Origin of the sequence: Bacillus zhangzhouensis, assembly GCF_000715205.1 — a bacterium.
In the GTDB taxonomy this organism is placed as follows: Bacteria; Bacillota; Bacilli; order Bacillales; family Bacillaceae; genus Bacillus; species Bacillus zhangzhouensis.
Genome location: NZ_JOTP01000032.1, coordinates 1 through 20,548 on the forward strand (window position 1 = coordinate 1; position 20,548 = coordinate 20,548).

The following is a 20,548-nucleotide window of genomic DNA, read 5'->3' on the forward strand; positions in this document are numbered from 1 at the left end:
CAATCAATACAAAATCAGCTTGTTTCTGAGAATAATTTCTATTTTTGAACATGAAAAAAACACCTTCCTTTAGTATGCTTTTCTCTATTATAAAACGGGGGAATGGAAACTTTAAGGAAAAAAATAAAGCTGTCGAGATTTTCTCGACAGCCTGAGAACAGTGCAAACTGTTCTTTTTTTCATGAGTATTTATGAAACAGCCTTGAGCCGCTTTGTGATCAATCCAGCGAGAAACGTAAAGGCTGTATAGATGATGACCCAAATGATAAAGGATTTATTCCCGCCAATATAGGTGAACATCAGGATGACACTTGCTAACAGTACAATTAAAGTAGGCATCCAAACATTCTTCAAAAGCAGCGTGCCGAGAATACCAATCAGCACGGAGATGATGGGGAAGCCAAATACAATCAATATCACAAAGACAGCCATATCGCGAACTCCTTTTTATCAAGTGTTTACATCAAAACATAAAAGACCGCCGCAGCCATATGTGGAAGTGCAAAGATCATAAAAAGAAAAGCCGTATCAAGACGCCACATGCGGTGCTCTTTTGTTTCAGAGTGATAGGCTGCTCGTGCTTCTTCCCCGTTTGTCCATGCACCCATTAAAAATCCAGATACAACGAGCCCGATAATAGAGATCCCTCCACTGACAAACCCAATCCACTCATAGTGCTGTAGAATGATAGCGGCACTGCAAATCACAATCATTGAGCAAACACCGGCGAAAAAAGCATGTTTTTTTCTCATTCCGGTTCACTCCCTTCAAATATGACATTAGGAGATGGCATCACATATTTCAATGAAATGTCCATCAGGATCAGACACATAAGCAACGGTTTGACCCCATGGTTTTTTTGCAGGTTCTTTGATGATAGGTACCCCTTTATCCTTCATTGACGCAATTGTTTGATCCACATCATCCACGACAAAGCCAATCTCAAAGGTTTGAGACGAGCTATTCGCCTCTGGAACAGGTAATCCAAGTGCATCTTTTACATCCTGGCGTGAATTAATGGATAAGGTCACCTCTCCAGTATCAAACTCAACATAGGATTCAACTCTCAATTTAATAGGGAAACCAAGTACATGCTGATAGAAATGAATGCTCGCCTCAACATCGTTTACATATAGAATGGTATATTTCATTTTCATGTGAAAAACTCCTCTCTTCATATACGTGTCAAAACCGGAAAGGTTTCCCATCTATTTTATCATATAGGATATAAGGTTCATCTGATTCCAAAAAAAACAATATTTTTAGCTGAATAGTCTTGAAAAACAAAAAGTGGTGACTTATGATAAAAATGTAAAATTAGAAAAAATAGGGGGATTACATATGTTGAAAAAAATCATGGTCGCTGTCTTGTCTTTAGGTCTTTTACTAAGCTTTACACAAGTCGACATCCACACAGCGGATGCAAAGACAGTCAAGTCTTACAAAAACTGCAAAGCGCTCAACAAAGTATATAAAGGCGGCGTGGCGAAAAGCAAAAACACGAAAAACAAAGGCGGCAAAACAAAGTACAAGCCTTATGTGTCAAAAGCGCTTTACCAAAAAAATATACGACTTGATCGTGATAAAGACGGCATTGCTTGTGAACGCTAAACACATGTGAAAAGACCTGTAACAAGGTCTTTTTTTCTATGGGATCAAACTCGTCCCTTTGTGCCATCTTCGTCTTTATATTAAAATAAAGATAGTTTCAAAAAATGATACAAAGTGGGGTACTCAATTTGTCAACACAAGCTGATAAGAAAGACATCCGATTGATTGCCATTGATATGGATGGCACACTGTTAAATAGTGAGCACGTCATTCCTGAGGAAAATAAACAAGCCATTAAAGAAGCAGAAGCGAAAGGGGTCCATGTCGTTATTAGCACAGGGCGAACGCTGATGACTTGCCGAGAGTTGGTTGAGCCGCTCAAACTCTCTTCCTATCTTGTGACAGCAAACGGAAGTGAAATTTGGGATTCAAATTTTCAGCTGATCGAACGAGATCTGCTGCATCCGGATCACGTCCAAATGATGTGGGATCTAAAAAACAGGTACGAAACCGATTACTGGGCTTCCACTGTGGATAAGGTGTGGAGAGGTGAATTTCCAGAACGCATTCATGACCATGAATGGCTGAAATTCGGTTTTGAAATTCATGACGATGACGTTCGTGAGGAAGTGCTCAATACACTGAAAACAAATGGTCATCTAGAGATCACAAATTCAAGTCCAACCAATATCGAAGTCAATGCGGCAGGCATTAACAAAGCTGCGGCTCTTGCAAAGGTAGCAGAACGCATTGGCTGTACAATGGACAACGTCATGTCACTTGGCGACAGCCTAAATGATATGGCCATGATTCAAGAAGCTGGACTAGGAATCGCCATGGGAAATGCGCAAGAAGTGGTGAAAGAAGCCGCTGATTGGATTACCGCTCCTAATACAGAACACGGTGTAGCAAAAGCCATCCAACATTGGGTGCTATCTAAATAAAAAAAGCGAGAGGACAGTACCTCTCGCTTTTTTTATTTTTCTCCTAGTTCTATTGTTATGTTTTCTGACAATTTCATGTGCAGACTCTCCAAAGTTGATATAATCAATATAAATTCGAATATTCGGACTTGTGATTCCGTATTTCGGAACAATGAGGAGGGGTCCTATGTATCAAGTGGATATCAACTGTGATTTAGGAGAAAGCTTTGGTCAATACACAATCGGTGCAGACGAACAAATTCTTAAATATGTCACCTCAGCCAACATTGCTTGCGGTTTTCATGCAGGAGATCCAACGGTGATGAGAAAGACGGTCAGAATGGCGCTAGATAAAGGGGTTCAAATCGGTGCGCATCCAGGTTTGCAAGATTTAGTCGGCTTTGGCAGACGTCCAATGGCCATCTCTGCAGAGGAAGCCTATGATCTCGTCATTTATCAAATAGGCGCTCTATCAGCCTTTCTAAAAGCAGAAGGCGGCAAGATGCAGCATGTCAAACCACACGGTGCTCTCTACAACATGGCGGCTGAAAATACTGAATTATCTGAATCGATTGCGAAGGCTGTGTATGATGTCGATCCGAATCTTGTGTTATTTGGGCTGTCAGGCAGTGAACTCGCGTTAGCAGGTGAAAGAATCGGTCTTCAAGTAGCACATGAAGTCTTTTCTGATCGGACGTATCAAACTGATGGGACACTAACGTCCCGCCGCGAACCACATGCACTCATTGAAGAGGATGAGCTGGCAGTCGAGCAGGTCGTTCGTATGGTACGAGAAGGAAAGGTTCGTACAGTTCAAGGGGAAGATATTCAGCTCAAAGCAGATACGGTTTGCATACACGGAGACGGCAGCCATGCGCTTCAATTTGCAAAAACCATTACAGCGAAGCTAAAAGAAGCCAATATTCACATCGGGGCCTTTTAATAAAAAACGACATCAAAGGGGGAAACAGCATGAAAACAGAGAAAGTCAAAAACTTGAAGGCGCCAAAGGGGAACCGGTCTATGCTGATGGGCGCAGCCTTCCTAATGGCTACGTCCGCCATCGGACCGGGATTTTTAACACAAACGACAGTGTTTACACAGCAGCTTGCAGCTAGCTTTGGGTTTGTCATTTTGATATCTATTCTGTTAGATATTTTTGCACAAACAAATGTATGGCGCATCATTGCCGTCTCAGAAAAACGAGGGCAGGATATTGCGAATATGGTTCTGCCGGGTCTCGGATATGTACTAGCCTTTTTGATCGTCATTGGGGGGCTTGCCTTTAACATCGGAAATATCGCCGGTGCTGGTCTCGGTTTTCAGGTCATTTTCGGAGTTGATCCGCGAATCGGAGCAGGGGTCAGTGCTGTCATTGCTATTCTGATTTTCGTGATCAAAGAGGCTGGAAAAGCGATGGACCGTTTCACACAGATAGCCGGCTTTGTCATGATTGGCCTGATGCTGTATGTGGCGATTTCAACAGCTCCACCAGTTGGAGAAGCGGCATTGAGAACATTCGTCCCAGAGAAAATTGATATTTTGTCGATTGTGACACTTGTGGGTGGAACAGTAGGCGGCTATATCGTCTTCGCTGGCGGTCACCGTCTGCTGGATGCTGGCATTAAGGGTAAGGGAGCACTGCCGCAAGTGACGAAAAGCTCCATTTTTGGTGTGTTGATTACGTCAATCATGCGTGTTGCGCTCTTTCTTGCCGCTCTAGGAGTTGTCTCAAAAGGCTTGCAGATTGATCCATCAAACCCGCCTGCTTCAGTTTTTCAATTAGCGTCAGGAAATATCGGATATAAAATGTTCGGGATTATTATGTGGGCTGCGGCGATCACGTCGGTCATTGGAGCGGCATACACATCTGTCTCCTTCTTTAAAACCTTCTCGCCAAAAATTGAGCAAAATCAACGTGGCATTATCATCGGCTTTATCGCCCTCTCGACCATTTGTTTTATTACGATTGGAAGACCTGTGAATATATTGATTTTGGTTGGGGCGATTAATGCATTGATTTTGCCGCTTGCACTTGGAACATTGCTTATTGCGGCCTATAAAAAAGAAATTGTCGGTGATTATCGTCATCCATTCTTTTTGACACTGTCAGGTGCGTTTGTTGTCGTCATTATGGCTATTATGGGCGGGTATACAATCATGAATGAAATCCCGAAATTATGGAGCTGATTCGGATGAATACATATCAAACTTGTGAGCCTTCACAGATCAGGGAATTGATTCGCAAAAAGGAGATCATAGGACCAACGGCTGGCTTTGCAGAGGGATTTGCTCAAGCCAATTTAATGATTGTCAAAAAGGAACTTGCCTTTGATTTTCTTTTATTTTGTCAGCGGAATCCGGCTGCATGCCCTTTACTTGATGTGCTGGAGCCAGGTGATCCAGTGCCAAGGCGGTCAGCGCCTCAAGCGGATATTCGAACGGATTTTCCAAAGTACCGTATTTACCGAAAAGGAATTCTTCAGCAAGAGGTGACAGATATCTCCTCTTATTGGGAGGATGATATGGTTGCCTTTCTCATCGGATGCAGTTTTACGTTTGAGCACGCGCTCATGCTGAATGATATCCCTGTACGTCATATTGAAGATGGTCATAACGTACCGATGTATCAAACGAATCTTTCCTGTGAACAGGCAGGGTGTTCCATGGCCCGATGGTAGTCAGCATGAGACCCATTCCGGCGCATCAAGTCACAAGAAGTGTTCAAGTGACGTCTAGATTTCCTTCAGTACATGGCGGTCCCATCCATATAGGAGACCCAGCTATGATTGGAATCCTAGATCTGGACAAACCAGACTTTGGAGAATCGTCTGTGATGAAAGAAGGAGAAGTCCCGGTGTTTTGGGCATGTGGTGTGACGCCGCAAGCCATTGTCATGCACACAAAACCAGACATTGCGATCACTCATGCACCTGGTCATATGTTCATCACAGACCGAAGAGATCAACAGCTCGGAGTGCTATAAAGAAAGAGAGGTGTCCTCAAGTGGTGTTTTCGACGATAAAAGATTCTATCAGCTTCCACCCGCTAGGAGATGCAGCGATCGTCATTCAAGCTGGAGCCGACATACGTGAAGAGATTCATGAGCGTGTTGAGCAGCTGTTTGCATGTATTGAACAGCATCCATTTGACGGATATGTTGAAGCTGTTCAGGCCTTTACAAATGTGACGGTTTTTTACGAACCGTATACCGTTCATCAATCTGCTCATCTTGATCAACATGGCATGTCTCCATATGAATGGGTCAAAGCCTATATCGAAAAACTTCTTGAAGACAAGTGGCGGGTGGGGTTTCAGGCAAAGAGCCGCATCGTCGAAATTCCTGTTTGTTACGGAGGAGCGCTTGGTCCTGATTTAGAAGAAGTCGCCCGCATCAATAGGTTGACGCCTGAAGAAGTCGTGCGTATTCACACAGCAGGGACGTATCTTGTCTATATGATTGGATTTGCCCCAGGGTTTCCGTTTTTAGGTGGGCTTTCTGAAAAAATCGCCGCTCCGCGCAGGGAAACACCGAGAATGTCTATTCCGAAAGGGTCTGTGGGCATTGCGGGGAAGCAGACAGGCGTATACCCGATTTCCACACCAGGAGGCTGGCAGCTCATTGGACAAACCCCGCTGTCATTGTTTCGGCCGGATGATGAGATACCAAGTCTACTGAAGGCAGGGGACGAGGTCAGATTTGTCCAAATGTCTGAAAAGGAATTTTTCAGCATGAAGGAGGCAGAACGTTGAGTATTCATGTCATCAAGCCGGGGATGTTCACAACCATTCAGGATAAAGGGCGAAAAGGCTATCAGAAGTATGGCGTCTTAACGAGCGGCGGCATGGATCCACTCTCACTCAGAATCGCCAACATCCTCACCGGTAACCAAGAAAATGAAGCTGTGCTGGAAATCACATTGATGGGGCCAGGCCCTGTGTTGACGTGTCAGAAGGATCAGCTGATTGCAGTCACTGGCGCTGATGTGGAGATCGATATTGATGGAGAGCCAGCACCTTTATGGAAGCCTCTTTTTATTCGAGCAGGAAGCACCATCACCTTTGGACCTTGTAAAAGAGGCTGCCGTTCCTATCTTGCTATGGCAGGTGGATTCGACGTCGAGCCAGTTATGCAGAGCAAAAGCACCTATGTGAGAGCGGGGATAGGTGGACTGAAAGGGCGTCCGCTAGAAAAAGGAGACGTCCTGACCATTGGAGAGCCATCACCAATAGCGGTGAGCCTGTTTCACATGCTAAAAAGCAAAGAGAAACAAGTGAGATATAGTGCCCCTGATTGGACAGTGAGTCATGCTCATTTCTTGCCGCTGCGGAAATCACCAGTGATTCGGGTGTTGGCAGGCCGACATCTCTCTTATTTTCAGGAAGAATCTCAAACAGCCTTTTTTGAACAGCCCTACCAGGTCACGCCCCAATCAGATCGCATGGGATGCAGATTGAAAGGAGAACCCATTCGCTTAAAGCAAAAGCTTGAATTGATTTCAGAAGCTGTTGCCTTTGGCTCTGTTCAAATCCCTCCTGACGGCCAGCCAATTATTCTGCTGGCAGATCGCCAAACAACAGGCGGATACCCGAGAATTGGAGAAGTGGCGACAGTAGATCTGCCGCTCATTGCACAGGCAATGCCTGGTGCGAATCTGTATTTTAAGCAAATCGACCATCATGAAGCAGAACAGGCACTGTTCAAGCAAGAAGCGAAACTCAGGGAACTGACCGCAAGAGTAAAGCTGGAAGCATTTTCGTTTGAGAAAAGGTGAGGAACATGCAAAACACAAATAAAACCGTTGTGAAGTCAATGGAGATTTTGCGGCTTTTTATCACACACGAACAATTAACGTTAAATGAGATGATTGAGCTAGCCCGAATGCCAAAAACATCTGTACATCGAATGGCGAGCTCATTAGCGGATATGGGTTTATTAGAAAAGCATGATTCCGGTGTTTATCGGTTAGGATTGATGTTCCTTGAATATGGTCAGCTTGTAGCCGACCGCCTTGATATTCGGAGGATTGCGAAGCCTTTTATGGAAAGCTTGCGAGATGAAGTGGGAGAAGCTGTACAGCTCATTATTCGTGAGGGAGACGAAGCCATTTACGTGGAAAAAATCGAAGGTACGCAACCTGTTCGGCTCTACACTGCTGTCGGCAGGCGATCTCCACTATATGCGGGAGCCTGTGCGAGAAGTATTCTGTCCTTTTTGCCAGAGAAAGAGAGACTGGCCTATATTGACTCGATCGAGCTAGGGAAAATCGGAATTGGAACCATCACAGATAAAGAAGTTCTGCGGAACATACTCGAAGAATCAAATAAACGGGGCTATACGTTGAGCTATTCAGAGCTTGAAAACTATACAGCTGCTATTGGAGCGCCTATTTTCAATCATCTCGGGGAAGTGGTCGCAGGTATTAGCATTGCAGGATTTGAAGCAGGATACCAAAAGGAACGACTTCCTTACTTAATTGATCAGGTCAAAAAATCCGCCAGCGGTATTTCGAGAGAACTAGGTTTTTCATTTACACAAACAAAAAGCCAATGACCGTCAAGATCATTGGCTTTTTCTGTATGATTGATTAGAAAGTTTTTCCTAAAGCTTTTGCGCGTTCAATTGCATCTGCTTTAATTTGCTCTGCTTTCGCAGGCTCAGCATTGTGACCTTCAACAATAAGACCTTCGAAAGAAGGAATACCGAAGAAGCTCGCAATTGTTCCAAGGTAACGGTGACCTGCTTCAAGTTCAGCAGCAGGACCTTCAGAGTAGTATCCGCCACGTGCTTGGATGTGTAGCGCTTTTTTGTCTGTTAATAATCCAACAGGACCTTGCTCTGTGTATTTGAATGTTTTACCAGCTACAGCAACAGAGTCGATGTATGCTTTAAGAACTGGTGGGAATGAGAAGTTCCAAAGTGGTGAAACAAATACATATTTGTCAGCAGAAACGAATTGATCGCTTAATTCGTTTAGGCGAGCAACTTTCGCTTGCTCTTCAGCTGAAAGTGTATCGAAGCCAGCGCCAGATTGAAGCTTGCCCCAGCCAGCGAATACATCTGCATCAATGTGAGGGATGTTTTCTTTGTACAAATCAATATGTACAACCTCGTCGCTTGGATTTGCTTCCTTATAAGATTCGATAAATGCTTTAGCAGTAGCCATACTGTAAGAAACTGTTTCATCATGCGGATGTGCAGTGATGTATAAAACTTTTGCCATAATTCATTCAATCCTTTCGGGTTCAGTGATTTTTTTAGCGTATCCCAAAGATACACTGAATATGTGGCATCTTTAATCATATTGGAATGCTATGAAAAAGATGTAACAAGCACAGTTACATAAAAACTGATATTTTCATTGTAATCACAATGTAGTTTGAAGTCAAGGTATAAAGTCTCGAAATCAAGATAAAAAGTTTGTAAATTTTTCTAGAACACGTTGAAACAAGGATTTAAGCATAAAAAGCCTACTCCTATTGAACAAAAAATCGATCGATATCGCAAGTAAAGAGTTTGTAAAGGCGTCTCATTCTGTGGATTTGAAAAAAAGATGAATGCCCCTAAGCCATCTGCTACAAGCATCTGTTCTCATTTTTCGTATATATAAGAGAAGGCAGGAGAGAGTGAGGGATAAAAATGGGACGATCCTATGTTGCGATTGGAGATTCCTTAACGGTCGGGGTGGGGGCACGTTTATTTGGTGGGGGCTTTGTCGAGCGGTTTAAGGCGATGCTTGAAAAAAGGCTGCATACGCCGGTCGAGCTGTCCGTTTTTGCGAAATCAGGGTTAACGACGGAGGAAATCTTACAGCTTTTCAAGCGGTCTGATGTGAGACGTGCTATTGCAAAAGCTGACATCATCACTATTACAGGCTGCGGGAATGATCTTGTTCAAGCTGTTCAACAGTATGAAGAAGGTGGAGATGAAAAGAAACTACTGCAAGCGTCCATGCATTGTCAGGCGAATTTTAGGCAAATGATTCAAGAAATCGCTCAAATCAAAAGAGGGCAGCATCAGCCATACTGCGTGTATTTATTGAATTTATATAATCCTTTTCCTGGGATTCCGATAGCCGAGCGATGGCTGCAGCAATACAACGATCATCTTCGGTTGCTGGCAGCTAGTCCGCATGTAGAAGTTGTGGATGTTTACCGCGCATTTGAAGGACACGAAAGAGCTTACTTATCGATTGATCAATTTCATCCGAACCATAAAGGATATGAAGCAATGGCAGAAGCGCTGTTTCAACAATCCTCTAAACAGCTGTAATCCGGTGGGATTGCAGTTTTTTCATTCTTTTAAATGAAGGGCTGTTTCGATATGATAAAAGAAACGAAGACAAAAGAGGTGTATGTATGCAAGAGATCAACGCGTATTTTCACGAAATGAAAGGAACAGCTTATGAGGTAGGAAAGCAGCAGGCTGTCTGGCTTAAGGAGAACCCTTTGCTAAAGAAACAATACATTCGAACAGAACCGATGGCAAAAGAGGCTGTGAAGGAAACGAAGCAGCTGCTGCGTCCATATCTCCCTCAATTAGATGAAGAGATCGCGGGGTTTTGTGATGAACTGCAATTGGATGAAACCTATTTGACCTTTTACTATTCATCGCATCTGCAGCCAGGCTGCTCCCATTGCGTGATGCAGGGGAAAAAGACGACAGATCAACAAACGGTGCTGCTACGTAACTATGACTTTTCCCCGATGTTTGATGATATGCGCCTTGTGTCTACACATGTAGAAGGCTTAGCCGTTCATACAGGCTCGTCACTGCTGTTGTTTGGCAGGTCTGACGGGATGAATGAGCATGGTCTTTCTGTGACATTCTCTGCATGCGGACCGCCAATTGGCAATGAACCCGGCTTAAAGCCGCCAGCCGTTGCTGGTTTGCAAGTATATCATGTGATTCGATCTGTTCTGGAATACTGTGAAACAGTTGAGGAAGCCATTCGTTCTATACAGGAAATGCCTGTTGCTTCAAATGTGCACCTCATGCTGGCCGATCGAAAAGGAGAGGCGGCTGCGATTGAAATGATGGACGGACAAAAAGCTGTTAGAAGACCGGAGCATGGTTATATTGCAGCAACGAATCATCCGCTTGCTGATCAAACGGTAAAAGGGATGACCAAGCATCATTCTGTCGTCAGATACGAAATGTTAATAGAGGCTTTAGAAGAACAACGATCAAGCGATTCTCTCATCAAACTATTTCAGACAGAATATCCAGATGGTCTGACTGTGCACAATTACGAGGAGCTGTTTGGGACGATGCGAACTGTCATGTTCCGGCCAGAGGAAGGGACGATGGATTATTGCTTTGGTTCGCCAGTATACAACCGAACTTATTCATTAAGAGCTGGGGGCACACTGCCCTTCCGTGAACAAAAGGTTCAATTTCATCAAAAGGAGTATGGACCGTCATTTTGGAAAAACGTCTGACCGGGACATGGTCTTTCATTTTTGTCACAGTCAATGTGCCAAAGTCAGATGAACTAAAGATTGCATCGCTGGTTGAAAGCGTTTTATATTAAAGTGTGACAATAGACCTATGTAAGCAGAAGGAGGCATTTCATGTACATAACGGCACGAGAACAGAAAGTCATCAAATACATCATTCAGCAAAATCGTTATGTCACCATTCGTGAGATAGCCGATTCTGTTCAGGTGAGTACAAGAACCATCCATAGAGAACTCAAATCCATTAAACCTATTTTAAAGAATTATCAACTTTCGCTAGATAAACAACCGGGGAAAGGCTTGAAGACGGTCGGAGAACAGAAGGACAAACAGCGGCTTCTTGCTCACATTTCAAATGAGGATCAAATTGAATATAGTTCGGATGAACGGAAGCTCTTAATCCTATGTGCGCTGCTTGAAGCAAAGGAACCGGTGAAATTATATACACTTGCCGCCGACCTGCAGGTGACAAATGCGACCATCAGCTATGACTTAGATGAGCTGACGGAGTGGATCGCGCCTTACGGTTTGCAGCTGATACGAAAACGCGGGTATGGCATTGAATTAAAAGGACCGGAGGAAGCCAAACGAAAGATTGTCGGCAACCTCATCGTCGACCGGCTCGATATTCAATTGTTTTTAGAAACGATTGAAATGAATATCAAGCATCGAACGAAAGCGACGGAAAAGGTGTTTGGCGTTGTCAGCAGAGGGCAGCTGCTTAAGGTAGAAAGACTGCTCTTTCATTTGAAAAATCGACTGTCTCTCTCATTGTCTGATAGTGCCTATATTGCACTTGTCGTTCACTTAACGTATGCCATCGAACGCATTCAGATTGGCGAAACCATTCGCATGGAAGAAGAAGAGCTGCTTGAATTAAAGCGGACGAAAGAATTTCAATCATCACAGCGAATCGCAAGAGCCCTTGAACGCATGTTTAATGTGGAGATTCCTGAAGCAGAGGTCGGATATATGACCATCCACCTGCGCAGTGCAAATCGCAGCTTTCAGGCAGAATACCGCATTGATGAGATTGAGCTTGATATAGCACTGAGAACGAAAAAACTCATTGATTTTATTTCAAATAAAACCGGCTACCATTTAAATGAAAATGATTCATTGTACGAGGGACTCGTGTCTCATCTCGAACCTGCCATGAACCGTTTAAAGGAAAAGATGAGAATTTATAACCCGCTCACACAACAAATCAAAAAAGATTACTTTTTGCTTTTTATGGCCATCGAAGAAGGAGTCGAGCGTTTCTTTCCGGAGATTGAATTTCCAGAGGATGAAATCGCCTTTATTGTGCTGCACTTTGGCTCAGTGCTTGAAATCAAAAAAGAAGAAACAAAAATTCATGCATTGGTCGTTTGCTCAAGCGGAATCGGTTCCTCCAAAATGCTCGCATCACGGTTGAAAAAAGAGCTACCAGAGATCGCAAAATTCGATCTATCTTCTTTGATGGAGCTAAAGGAAATTGATGCCGCGAGCTATGACATGATTGTATCAACCGTTCCTATTCCATATGATCATATCGATTACATCATGGTCAGTCCGCTTTTAAATGAGGATGACGCCATGCGTGTGAAGGCTCATATTAAACGAAAGATTCCTTACATGATAGAGAAAAAAAGAACGAAAGAATCTGTAAAAGAATCCGTGCAAGAAACCATTGATATGATGGCAGTTGCAGAGCAGATAACGAACTATATGTCTGTGATTCGCGGCATTGTGTCCCATTTCACTTTAGAAAATAAGAAGACGTTGCCGCATCATGAGGCAACAATCAGACAGCTGCTTCGTCAGATTGAAAGTGAAGGATATGTAAAACATGCGGACAATGTGGCAACCAGCTTACTTGAACGTGAACAACAAGGCGGTTTAGGGATTCCAGGTACTGAGTTTGCTCTTTTTCACTTAAAGCATGAATTGATCAAAGAGCCTATCTTTCATATCTATGATCTTGATGAAGCATACGAGGTCAAAAGCATGGATGGCGGTCAGCAGATGATGTCACGAATGCTCATGATGCTGGCGCCGCTGGAGCTTGGCAAGGAAGGCTCTGAAATGTTTAGTCTGATCAGTTCATCCATCATTGAAAGTGAAGAAAGCATGGCGCTTTATGGGCATGGGTCAAAGGAAGAGATTGAACAGAAATTACATCAGCTTTTCTATCAATTTGTGAAAGAAGCAAAGTGGTAAGAAAAAGGCCGAGAGCTTATTCGCTTCTCGGCTTTTTTGCTGTGACACAGACAGCGAGGGTTGGACGAATTTCCTCGTACTCAACAGAAAAATGTTCAAACCCCGCAAACTGTAAGTCATTCAGTATGTTTTCACCCATCTCTTTTGTCCGATTGGCGTCAGCGCCCTTTTCTCTTGGCTGCATCACAATGACAATTTTTCCGCCCGGCTTCAAGGTGTGATAAAGATTGAGTAAGCCGGTCTTTGGGTCATCCCAAATCGTGTAATTATTAACAGAAAGCACTTTGTCATACTGCTCTCCCGGCAGACGTGTTTTCTCAATTTTCCCGACATACAGCCGGACCTGTTTGTCTTTTGATCGTTTGCTCAAGCGAGTCCGCGCTTGTTCCTGCATGGTCGAAGAGGCATCCAGCCCATCAATGTGAAGATATTCATAATGCTTCAACATATGATTCATGCTATAGCCGGGGCCATAGCCTATCTCTAGAATATTTTCACCATCATCAAGCTCTAAATGGCGGATCGCCCACTGATTCAATGCTTTATTTTCATTTGCCATAATGAAGCCCGCGATGCTTCCAAGCCAGCCTTTTGGTCTGCTAAAGGTTTTCGAAATGGTTGACAGCATATGAGAACGCTCCTTTTTGATGATCAAGTAACCGATTTTTCCTAATTTGAAACATAACCACCTGTTTTGCAAAACGCATCTGTACAGCATAGGGATGTTTGAGTGAAAAAATGAAGTGGTAATGAAAGAATATATCAACAAATCAAGGAGGAGCTTACACATGGATTTACGTGAATACTTAACAAATGGCATTCCGCGTCAAACACAGGATCAGCAGCCAGGCAGTGAAAGAGAAATGAATCCTGCGCCGATCTTTGAGGATGAATCGTATCAAGGGTCTGGCAAGCTAAAAGGGAAAGTTGCCCTGATTACAGGTGGAGACAGTGGAATTGGACGTGCCGTTTCTGTTGCATATGCCAAAGAAGGAGCACATGTCGCCATTGTGTATTTAAATGAACATGAGGATGCAGAAGATACGAAAGAGCGTGTAGAGCAGGAAGGCGTCAAATGCTTAACGATTGCAGGAGATGTCGGAGACGAAGCCTTTTGCGAGGAAGCGGTAGAAAAAACGGTTGAAGCCTTTGGTCAGTTAGATATTTTAGTGAATAATGCGGCTGAACAGCATCCGAAAGAACGAATTCAAGATATCTCTAGTGAACAGCTTCACCAAACCTTTAGAACCAACTTTTATTCCTATTTTTATTTTACGAAGAAGGCACTTGATTACTTAAAACCGGGAAGTTCAATTATTAATACAACATCCATCAATCCATATCGAGGTAACGCAGTGCTCATCGATTATACAGCGACGAAAGGGGCCATCAACGGCTTTACTCGTTCTATGGCACAGTCGCTTGTGAAAGATGGGATTCGCGTGAACGGTGTAGCGCCTGGTCCAATTTGGACGCCGCTCATTCCATCTACATTTGACGAAGACAGTGTGGAAAGCTTCGGGGCAGAAACCCCAATGGGAAGACCAGGACAGCCTGTGGAGCATGTTGGCTGCTTCGTGCTGCTTGCTTCTGACGAATCGTCTTATATGACGGGACAAACGCTTCACGTCAATGGCGGTTCCTTTATGAATACATGATCAATAGCGCCACCGCCCAGCTTCGATTGGGCGGTGTTTTTAGTATTTCTTGCGATTCTTCTGCACAGATGTAACAGACCATACGATAATGCCCACAACAACTGCCGCAATGACAAGTGAACCCAAATGGAACATCGTTTCATGAGGCATGTCCAACTTCTCCCTTCATTGAACCTATTTCCTATAGCATCAGCTAGAAGCTCTCTTTTTATGAAAAACACATTTCTTTGTTTAATGAATGGATTGTCGTGGAAACCTATGAGTACGGATGAAACTTTGAAGGAGTGAAGATCTATGTCACAAGAAGAGTTAAAGCAAAAGGTTCTAAACTTATTAGATGAGCAAAAGGTTGGAACACTAGCGACCGTTGAACAGAATCAGCCGCATACCCGCTACATGACTTTTTTCCATGAAGGGCTGACGCTATATACACCAACGAGCAAAGAAACACATAAAGCAGACGAAATTGAAAAAAACCCGAATGTTCATATTCTCATTGGATATACAGGTGAAGGATTCGGTGACACGTATGCAGAAATTGCAGGCACCGCTACATTAACAGATGATCCAGAGCTGATCGACCGCCTTTGGTCAGAGGAGATGGAGAAATGGTTTAAAGGCAAAGATGATCCAAATCTAGTGATTCTGAAGATTGACCCAACCTCCATCCGTTATATGAATGAAGGAAGCCGTACACCAGCAGAATTATCACTTTAACACTTGCGTAAGGTGGGGGAATGTGTTATAGTTTGTTATTAAGTGTTGAAATAAGCAAATAAATAAAGAAAGTAAACTTTCTTTTTTCTATGACATAATGAGAAGCAATAGAGCTTCTACTTGATAAGAACGAGACGCTGTTAAAGCGAACAAACTTATTCTTTTCCTTCTGCACCGCCCCCTATAAAAGCGGAAGAATGAAAAAAGACGTTTTGATTTACAATTCACACTGGCACGGCTTCGGAGCCGTAAGGACGAATGAGAGGTAGGGCTTTCGTTGTCTTGTTATCCAGAACTTCCATGGCGTTTACTTTCAAACGTAGGTTCACTCGGAACACATATGACACACTGATATGATCGAATCTTGACTCATAAACTCCGTGACGGAGATCACAAATTGATTATTTATTTGCATGAAAAGAGTAAGAAGCAGGCTGCCATCTATTTGGCAGCCTTTTTAAGTGGGTCAAACAATAAGATTCCGAGACCGATGATCCCGAGGAAAGGAAAGATGAAGGTAGACACCATCCGCATAGCATCCCCACCAAAAGGATTCGCCATCAAAAATAGAACAGCAAACACACAGGTGATACCAGTCAATAGGACATACTTCATCATCACTCACTTCTTCCTTTCTTCTGATACCGCCAAATCCGTTCAATAAAAAAGAACATCACCGCAAACAAAATAGAGAAGATGAGCATGTCCAGCAGTGTTACGCCTTTATCTGTGTGCACAATACCAAACCAAACCAATTGCAGAACAAAAGAGATCGCAAAATAAAGGATGGATTCTTTCATGATTTTCCCCTTTTCACTTATTTTTTTGATCTTGTAGCCATATCATCCAAATGAAGAAGGAACCAATAGCACATGAGATCAAGGTAACGGGCGGCAAGGTGTGCCAGCGAGTCAGCCCCTTTACAAAGCACATATAAAAAAAGAAAATGGAAATGGATACGAGCAGCCATTGTTTGAACCAACGGGGAACACGCAGCCATGCCGCTAGAATGATAGAGGTTAGCTTATCCAATGAGATAACTCCTTTTTTGATTCTGATTGGATTTTATCGCAAATAACCGAGTTTGTAAAATATGGATTTTGGAATTGGAATGTTTTCTTCTAGCATGAAACAATCTCGCTGTACTGACGTATATGATAAAGGAACCTCATGAAAGGAAGCGATCAAGTGAAAAGAATACCAGTGATTTTCCTAAGATATATTGTCTTCTTTATTCCAGCTATCATTATCAGTATCATGTTATGGAATCATTACCAGGATGATTTGGAGAATGGGAAAATAACAGAGAATGACGTCCAGCGAATCTTCGCATTTGATGAAGGAAAACGAGTGGTGAGTGCTGTATCAAAAGACCAGCAGCTCCATTACGCAATGTATGATCCTCGTTCAGGAAAAAGAATCAAGGAATGGACCACAGCAAGCAGCCATTGTGAAATATGCATCGATTTAAAAAAGCGTTCCTGTAAAGGAGCGCTTTTTCTATTAAGCCTTTGTATCAAATTGGCGAAGCACCTTATCATAGGCGAAGTTGCCGAAAGGAATGAATGCCGCAAAGAAACCGGCGATGGACCATTTCAAATGCCAGCGAACTTTAAATGTCGCATAGGCCAAAACGAGCATATAGATCACAAACAATGCGCCATGAAGAGAACCCACAATGGTGACTGCCATCGGAATACCCGCAAAATATTTTAGGGGCATGGCAATTAAAAGAAGGGTTAAAAGAGACATTCCCTCAATAAAACCCGCCTGTCGCAGACGGCTAATACTTGTATGCATAGACAAATCCTCCTGTATCAAACCTAGTTTCTCATCTTCTAATATAAACGAAAGATCGTCCGGACATGCTAAAATCTACGAAAAATTCAAAATATGTTCATGTAATGTTTAAAAAATGGGAGAGATGCAACTATTCTAGATTTTAAAGAATAATTGATTTAAATGAATCGAGCTATGACATATATGCTTTATTTTTGTTCTTTTATTAATTCTTCACCTTCTTTATTTACGTACATTAAAAAATAATATTAAAAATGGAATATTATTCATGGTAAGATGAAATATACATAAATTTGGAAAGGAAGTTGTTTTTTTTGGAATGGCAAAGATGCCCTAGATGTAATAGTAATCGTGTGGGAAAGAGAGTAAGAAGTGCCGGTTGTTTTTCAGTATTTCTCATGTTAGGTATTTCTTTTTATATCCCTTATCTTATAACAAGGATAGTGTTTATCCCTTTTATAAAAGAGACGCTTGGAATTGTTTTGTTTGTCATCATATTTATTTACTTGTCTGGGTTAAGAGAAAAAATAGTTAGTTACTTGTACTGCAAAGACTGTGAGCTAAGCTTTAAGCCTCGAAAAAATTCCGCCCCAAAAACACCTTTTTGAATACAGAGGTGTTTTTTGTATGCCTAGAAAATATATCGTGGATCGAAGATTTGGCAAATTTTTTCTTATGGGGTACTTCAAGCTCTTATGGCGTGGAACTTTCTGAATGCGTTTCAGTGTAGAAGTAATTAATGTTAGAAGTGTTTCTATTTCAAGTGTTGTCTTTACGCTGCTGTTTCAGCTCCATTTCTCATTTATGTTCCACCATTAGAACCGCGTCTCCACGTCTGCTATAATAAAAGGATGGATAGAAGAAAGAGATGTGAAATCTAGTGTCAAAAACAGTTGTATTAGCAGAGAAACCTTCAGTAGGGCGTGACCTTGCGCGTGTACTGAAGTGTCATAAAAAAGGAAATGGTTTTTTAGAAGGAGATCAATACATTGTGACGTGGGCGCTTGGCCATTTGGTCACACTGGCTGATCCAGAAGGCTACGGAAAAGAATTTCAATCCTGGCGTTTAGAGGATTTGCCAATCATTCCAGAGCCGCTCAAGCTTGTGGTGATGAAAAAGACAGGCAAACAGTTCCAAGCAGTAAAGGCTCAGCTTGCAAGAAAAGATGTAAAAGACATTGTCATCGCAACAGATGCTGGACGTGAAGGGGAGCTTGTCGCAAGATGGATTCTTGAAAAAGCGCATGTGAAAAAGCCATTAAAACGACTATGGATCTCATCTGTCACGGACAAAGCCATTCAAGAAGGCTTCAAACGATTAAAAGACGGCAGAGAATATGATAACCTGTATCGCTCAGCGGTCGCACGTGCAGAGGCAGACTGGATTGTAGGGATCAACGCGACAAGAGCACTGACGACCAAGTTCAATGCACAGCTCTCCTGCGGACGGGTGCAAACACCAACCGTTGCCATGATCGCAAAGCGAGAGGAAGACATTCAGCAATTTCAGCCGAAGCCGTTCTTTGGACTGACTGCACAAGTAGATGGACTTACGTTGACCTGGCAGGATGCCAAAACAAAGCAAAACCGTACATTCCAAGAGGATCTGATGAAAGAGCGCTTGGCAGGCTGCAAAGGAAAACCGGCAGTGATTGACGCGCTGAAAAAAGCAGCCAAAAAGGCCTTTGCTCCAGGGTTATATGACCTGACAGAATTGCAGCGTGACGCCCACAAACGCTATGGCTTTTCGGCGAAAGAAACACTGTCTACCCTTCAGCGGCTTTATGAGCAGCATAAGCTTGTCACCTACCCGCGTACAGATTCACGTTTTATTTCAGCGGATATCGTTCCCACATTAAAGGATCGGTTAAAAGGAATGAACGTCAGACCGTACGCACAACATGTGAACCGTATTTTACAATCAGGTATTAACGCGCACAAAGGCTTCGTCAACGATGCCAAAGTGTCGGATCACCATGCGATCATTCCAACCGAGGAAGAGCTGTATCCTGGTGTATTAAGTGATAAAGAGCGTAAATTATATGATCTGATTGCCAAACGATTCCTTGCGGTTCTTATGAAACCTTTTGAGTACGAGGAAACAACTGTTATCGCCAAGATAGGCAGTGAAACGTTCACAGCAAAAGGGAAAACCGTGCAATCAGCTGGCTGGAAAGCTGTGTATGATGATTCCTATGAAGACGAGGAATCAACCGAAGCAGATCAGCATCTGCCGCTACTCTCAGAAGGCCAGTCCCTTGAAGTACGACAGCTGAAAGAAACAAAAGGAGAAACGAAGCCTCCTGCCCGTTTTAATGAAGGGACCCTTTTATCTGCCATGGAGAACCCGGCGGCATTTATGCAGAACCAGGAAAAGGACCTAGTGAAAACCCTTGGTGAAACGGGTGGTCTAGGAACAGTGGCAACAAGAGCCGATATCATTGAAAAGCTGTTTAATAGCTTCTTAATTGAGAAAAAGGGCAAAGACATCTTCATCACATCAAAAGGGAAGCAGCTCCTCTCTTTAGTGCCTGAAGACCTGAAGTCCCCTGCTTTAACTGCTGAATGGGAACAAAAGCTTTCAAAAATTTCGAAAGGCCAATTGAAAGCTTCTCAATTTATGAGTGAAATGAAGTCATTTGCAAAACAAGCAGTGACTGAAATCAAACAGACGAACCAAACATTTAAGCATGACAACGTCACTGGAACCCATTGTCCTGACTGCGGAAAACTCATGCTGAAAGTGAACGGAAAAAATGGCACAATGCTCGTCTGTCAGGATCGGGAATGTGGACACCGAAAAAACGTGGCGAAGAAAACAAATGCACGCTGCCCGAACTGTCATAAAAAACTCGAGCTGCGCGGAGAAGGCGATGGCAAAATCTTTGCTTGTGTGTGCGGACATAGAGAGAAGCTGTCTGTTTTCGAGAAACGCAAATCACAATCCAATCAAAAACGAGCCAGTAAGCACGATGTGTCTAAATATATGAAGAAACAAAACAAAGTGGAAGAACCGATCAATAACGCACTAGCTGAACAATTAAAGAAACTAAAATTAGATCAATAGTTGTGTAAAAACCCGTGCGAAATCGCATGGGTTTTTTATTAAAATCAAGCATATCGGCAGGTTTTTTTTTCTTAAATTGGGAGTAACTATGCGAAAAGGCTCGTAATTTGGTATAAAATATTTATTTGAATTTAAACAGAAACGCTCTATAATAAATCGTTAGAGCTAAC

At 42.9% G+C, this 20,548-nt stretch carries 22 protein-coding genes and 1 pseudogene; 14 read left to right on the forward strand and 9 right to left on the reverse strand.

Going from position 1 to position 20,548, the window contains the following annotated elements; translation table 11 throughout:
* Positions 1-189 precede the first annotated feature (189 nt).
* From BA70_RS16860 to BA70_RS16870, 3 genes are read right to left on the reverse strand one after another with little or no spacing between them, the layout of a single operon-like run.
* Complete coding sequence (locus BA70_RS16860; protein ID WP_034324698.1) at positions 190-432, reverse strand: DUF2651 family protein; 243 nt, start codon at positions 430-432, stop codon at positions 190-192.
* 26 nt (positions 433-458) lie between these two features.
* On the reverse strand, positions 459-752 hold the full coding sequence (locus BA70_RS16865; RefSeq protein WP_034324700.1) for a DUF5316 family protein: 294 nt from the start codon (positions 750-752) through the stop codon (positions 459-461).
* A gap of 27 nt (positions 753-779) precedes the next feature.
* Positions 780-1,157, reverse strand: coding sequence for a VOC family protein (locus BA70_RS16870; RefSeq protein ID WP_034324702.1), 378 nt, complete (start codon positions 1,155-1,157; stop codon positions 780-782).
* Between the two features lie 184 nt (positions 1,158-1,341).
* Between BA70_RS16870 and BA70_RS16875 the strand changes: the two genes are divergently transcribed.
* The 8 genes and pseudogenes from BA70_RS16875 to BA70_RS16910 all read left to right on the forward strand — a co-directional run bounded on the left by BA70_RS16875 (position 1,342) and on the right by BA70_RS16910 (position 8,028).
* Positions 1,342-1,611, forward strand: coding sequence for an excalibur calcium-binding domain-containing protein (locus BA70_RS16875; protein ID WP_078061754.1), 270 nt, complete (start codon positions 1,342-1,344; stop codon positions 1,609-1,611).
* A 104-nt stretch (positions 1,612-1,715) separates the two neighbouring features.
* Entirely contained in the window at positions 1,716-2,495 is a 780-nt protein-coding gene (locus tag BA70_RS16880) for a Cof-type HAD-IIB family hydrolase (protein ID WP_189318103.1), read from the forward strand.
* Positions 2,496-2,661: 166 nt separating this feature from the next.
* Entirely contained in the window at positions 2,662-3,417 is a 756-nt protein-coding gene (locus tag BA70_RS16885) for a LamB/YcsF family protein (protein WP_034324707.1), read from the forward strand.
* Positions 3,418-3,446: 29 nt separating this feature from the next.
* Positions 3,447-4,664, forward strand: coding sequence for an NRAMP family divalent metal transporter (locus tag BA70_RS16890; RefSeq protein ID WP_034324710.1), 1,218 nt, complete (start codon positions 3,447-3,449; stop codon positions 4,662-4,664).
* Between the two features lie 5 nt (positions 4,665-4,669).
* Positions 4,670-5,460, forward strand: a pseudogene (locus BA70_RS16895) (putative hydro-lyase).
* 20 nt (positions 5,461-5,480) lie between these two features.
* Positions 5,481-6,227 carry a 5-oxoprolinase subunit PxpB gene (pxpB, locus tag BA70_RS16900; RefSeq protein WP_034324712.1) on the forward strand — a complete coding sequence of 249 codons (747 nt, stop codon included), beginning with the start codon at positions 5,481-5,483 and terminating at the stop codon, positions 6,225-6,227.
* Entirely contained in the window at positions 6,224-7,249 is a 1,026-nt protein-coding gene (locus BA70_RS16905) for a 5-oxoprolinase subunit C family protein (protein ID WP_034324714.1), read from the forward strand. Before pxpB ends, BA70_RS16905 begins: the two co-directional genes overlap by 4 nt.
* Before the next feature lie 5 nt (positions 7,250-7,254).
* Positions 7,255-8,028, forward strand: coding sequence for an IclR family transcriptional regulator (locus tag BA70_RS16910; protein ID WP_034324717.1), 774 nt, complete (start codon positions 7,255-7,257; stop codon positions 8,026-8,028).
* Between the two features lie 34 nt (positions 8,029-8,062).
* Here the strand turns inward: BA70_RS16910 and BA70_RS16915 are convergent, their stop codons facing one another.
* Positions 8,063-8,698, reverse strand: a complete 636-nt coding sequence (locus BA70_RS16915) for an FMN-dependent NADH-azoreductase (protein ID WP_034283819.1) — start codon at positions 8,696-8,698, stop codon at positions 8,063-8,065.
* Between the two features lie 416 nt (positions 8,699-9,114).
* On the opposite strand from BA70_RS16915, the gene BA70_RS16920 reads away from it, so the two are divergent.
* From BA70_RS16920 to BA70_RS16930, 3 genes are all read left to right on the forward strand, one after another.
* Complete coding sequence (locus tag BA70_RS16920; protein ID WP_034324719.1) at positions 9,115-9,747, forward strand: GDSL-type esterase/lipase family protein; 633 nt, start codon at positions 9,115-9,117, stop codon at positions 9,745-9,747.
* A gap of 86 nt (positions 9,748-9,833) precedes the next feature.
* Positions 9,834-10,916, forward strand: coding sequence for a C45 family autoproteolytic acyltransferase/hydrolase (locus BA70_RS16925; protein WP_034324720.1), 1,083 nt, complete (start codon positions 9,834-9,836; stop codon positions 10,914-10,916).
* A 132-nt stretch (positions 10,917-11,048) separates the two neighbouring features.
* Complete coding sequence (locus BA70_RS16930; protein ID WP_034324722.1) at positions 11,049-13,136, forward strand: BglG family transcription antiterminator; 2,088 nt, start codon at positions 11,049-11,051, stop codon at positions 13,134-13,136.
* Between the two features lie 16 nt (positions 13,137-13,152).
* On the opposite strand, the gene BA70_RS16935 is transcribed toward BA70_RS16930, so the two are convergent.
* The gene (locus BA70_RS16935) at positions 13,153-13,764 is read right to left on the reverse strand and encodes a class I SAM-dependent methyltransferase (RefSeq protein ID WP_034324725.1); all 612 of its coding nucleotides are present in this window, start codon (positions 13,762-13,764) and stop codon (positions 13,153-13,155) included.
* Between the two features lie 160 nt (positions 13,765-13,924).
* On the opposite strand from BA70_RS16935, the gene BA70_RS16940 reads away from it, so the two are divergent.
* Both BA70_RS16940 and BA70_RS16945 read left to right on the forward strand, forming a co-directional pair.
* Positions 13,925-14,794, forward strand: a complete 870-nt coding sequence (locus BA70_RS16940; protein WP_034324727.1) for an SDR family oxidoreductase — start codon at positions 13,925-13,927, stop codon at positions 14,792-14,794.
* A gap of 294 nt (positions 14,795-15,088) precedes the next feature.
* On the forward strand, positions 15,089-15,511 hold the full coding sequence (locus BA70_RS16945; RefSeq protein WP_034324729.1) for a pyridoxamine 5'-phosphate oxidase family protein: 423 nt from the start codon (positions 15,089-15,091) through the stop codon (positions 15,509-15,511).
* 441 nt (positions 15,512-15,952) lie between these two features.
* Here BA70_RS16945 and BA70_RS20200 read toward each other — a convergent pair whose 3' ends face one another.
* From BA70_RS20200 to BA70_RS16960, 4 genes are all read right to left on the reverse strand, one after another.
* Positions 15,953-16,129, reverse strand: coding sequence for a hypothetical protein (locus BA70_RS20200; RefSeq protein ID WP_160171277.1), 177 nt, complete (start codon positions 16,127-16,129; stop codon positions 15,953-15,955).
* On the reverse strand, positions 16,129-16,311 hold the full coding sequence (locus BA70_RS16950) for a hypothetical protein (protein WP_034324730.1): 183 nt from the start codon (positions 16,309-16,311) through the stop codon (positions 16,129-16,131). The genes BA70_RS20200 and BA70_RS16950 overlap by 1 nt, the downstream gene beginning before the upstream one ends.
* A gap of 13 nt (positions 16,312-16,324) precedes the next feature.
* Entirely contained in the window at positions 16,325-16,543 is a 219-nt protein-coding gene (locus BA70_RS16955) for a hypothetical protein (protein WP_034324731.1), read from the reverse strand.
* Positions 16,544-17,014: 471 nt separating this feature from the next.
* Positions 17,015-17,311, reverse strand: a complete 297-nt coding sequence (locus BA70_RS16960) for a DUF3817 domain-containing protein (protein ID WP_034324733.1) — start codon at positions 17,309-17,311, stop codon at positions 17,015-17,017.
* An 880-nt stretch (positions 17,312-18,191) separates the two neighbouring features.
* On the opposite strand from BA70_RS16960, the gene BA70_RS16965 reads away from it, so the two are divergent.
* The gene (locus BA70_RS16965) at positions 18,192-20,378 is read left to right on the forward strand and encodes a DNA topoisomerase III (protein ID WP_034324734.1); all 2,187 of its coding nucleotides are present in this window, start codon (positions 18,192-18,194) and stop codon (positions 20,376-20,378) included.
* The last annotated feature ends 170 nt before the right edge of the window (positions 20,379-20,548 follow it).

Bases quoted from the DNA above. Each gene is read 5' to 3' on its own strand.
- BA70_RS16860 (WP_034324698.1), bottom strand. From the start codon at position 432: ATGGCTGTCTTTGTGATATTGATTGTATTTGGCTTCCCCATCATCTCC.
- BA70_RS16865 (WP_034324700.1), bottom strand. From the start codon at position 752: ATGAGAAAAAAACATGCTTTTTTCGCCGGTGTTTGCTCAATGATTGTG.
- BA70_RS16870 (WP_034324702.1), bottom strand. From the start codon at position 1,157: ATGAAAATGAAATATACCATTCTATATGTAAACGATGTTGAGGCGAGC.
- BA70_RS16875 (WP_078061754.1), top strand. From the start codon at position 1,342: ATGTTGAAAAAAATCATGGTCGCTGTCTTGTCTTTAGGTCTTTTACTA.
- BA70_RS16880 (WP_189318103.1), top strand. From the start codon at position 1,716: ATGATACAAAGTGGGGTACTCAATTTGTCAACACAAGCTGATAAGAAA.
- BA70_RS16885 (WP_034324707.1), top strand. From the start codon at position 2,662: ATGTATCAAGTGGATATCAACTGTGATTTAGGAGAAAGCTTTGGTCAA.
- BA70_RS16890 (WP_034324710.1), top strand. From the start codon at position 3,447: ATGAAAACAGAGAAAGTCAAAAACTTGAAGGCGCCAAAGGGGAACCGG.
- BA70_RS16910 (WP_034324717.1), top strand. From the start codon at position 7,255: ATGCAAAACACAAATAAAACCGTTGTGAAGTCAATGGAGATTTTGCGG.
- BA70_RS16915 (WP_034283819.1), bottom strand. From the start codon at position 8,698: ATGGCAAAAGTTTTATACATCACTGCACATCCGCATGATGAAACAGTT.
- BA70_RS16920 (WP_034324719.1), top strand. From the start codon at position 9,115: ATGGGACGATCCTATGTTGCGATTGGAGATTCCTTAACGGTCGGGGTG.
- BA70_RS16925 (WP_034324720.1), top strand. From the start codon at position 9,834: ATGCAAGAGATCAACGCGTATTTTCACGAAATGAAAGGAACAGCTTAT.
- BA70_RS16930 (WP_034324722.1), top strand. From the start codon at position 11,049: ATGTACATAACGGCACGAGAACAGAAAGTCATCAAATACATCATTCAG.
- BA70_RS16935 (WP_034324725.1), bottom strand. From the start codon at position 13,764: ATGCTGTCAACCATTTCGAAAACCTTTAGCAGACCAAAAGGCTGGCTT.
- BA70_RS16940 (WP_034324727.1), top strand. From the start codon at position 13,925: ATGGATTTACGTGAATACTTAACAAATGGCATTCCGCGTCAAACACAG.
- BA70_RS16945 (WP_034324729.1), top strand. From the start codon at position 15,089: ATGTCACAAGAAGAGTTAAAGCAAAAGGTTCTAAACTTATTAGATGAG.
- BA70_RS20200 (WP_160171277.1), bottom strand. From the start codon at position 16,129: ATGATGAAGTATGTCCTATTGACTGGTATCACCTGTGTGTTTGCTGTT.
- BA70_RS16950 (WP_034324730.1), bottom strand. From the start codon at position 16,311: ATGAAAGAATCCATCCTTTATTTTGCGATCTCTTTTGTTCTGCAATTG.
- BA70_RS16960 (WP_034324733.1), bottom strand. From the start codon at position 17,311: ATGCATACAAGTATTAGCCGTCTGCGACAGGCGGGTTTTATTGAGGGA.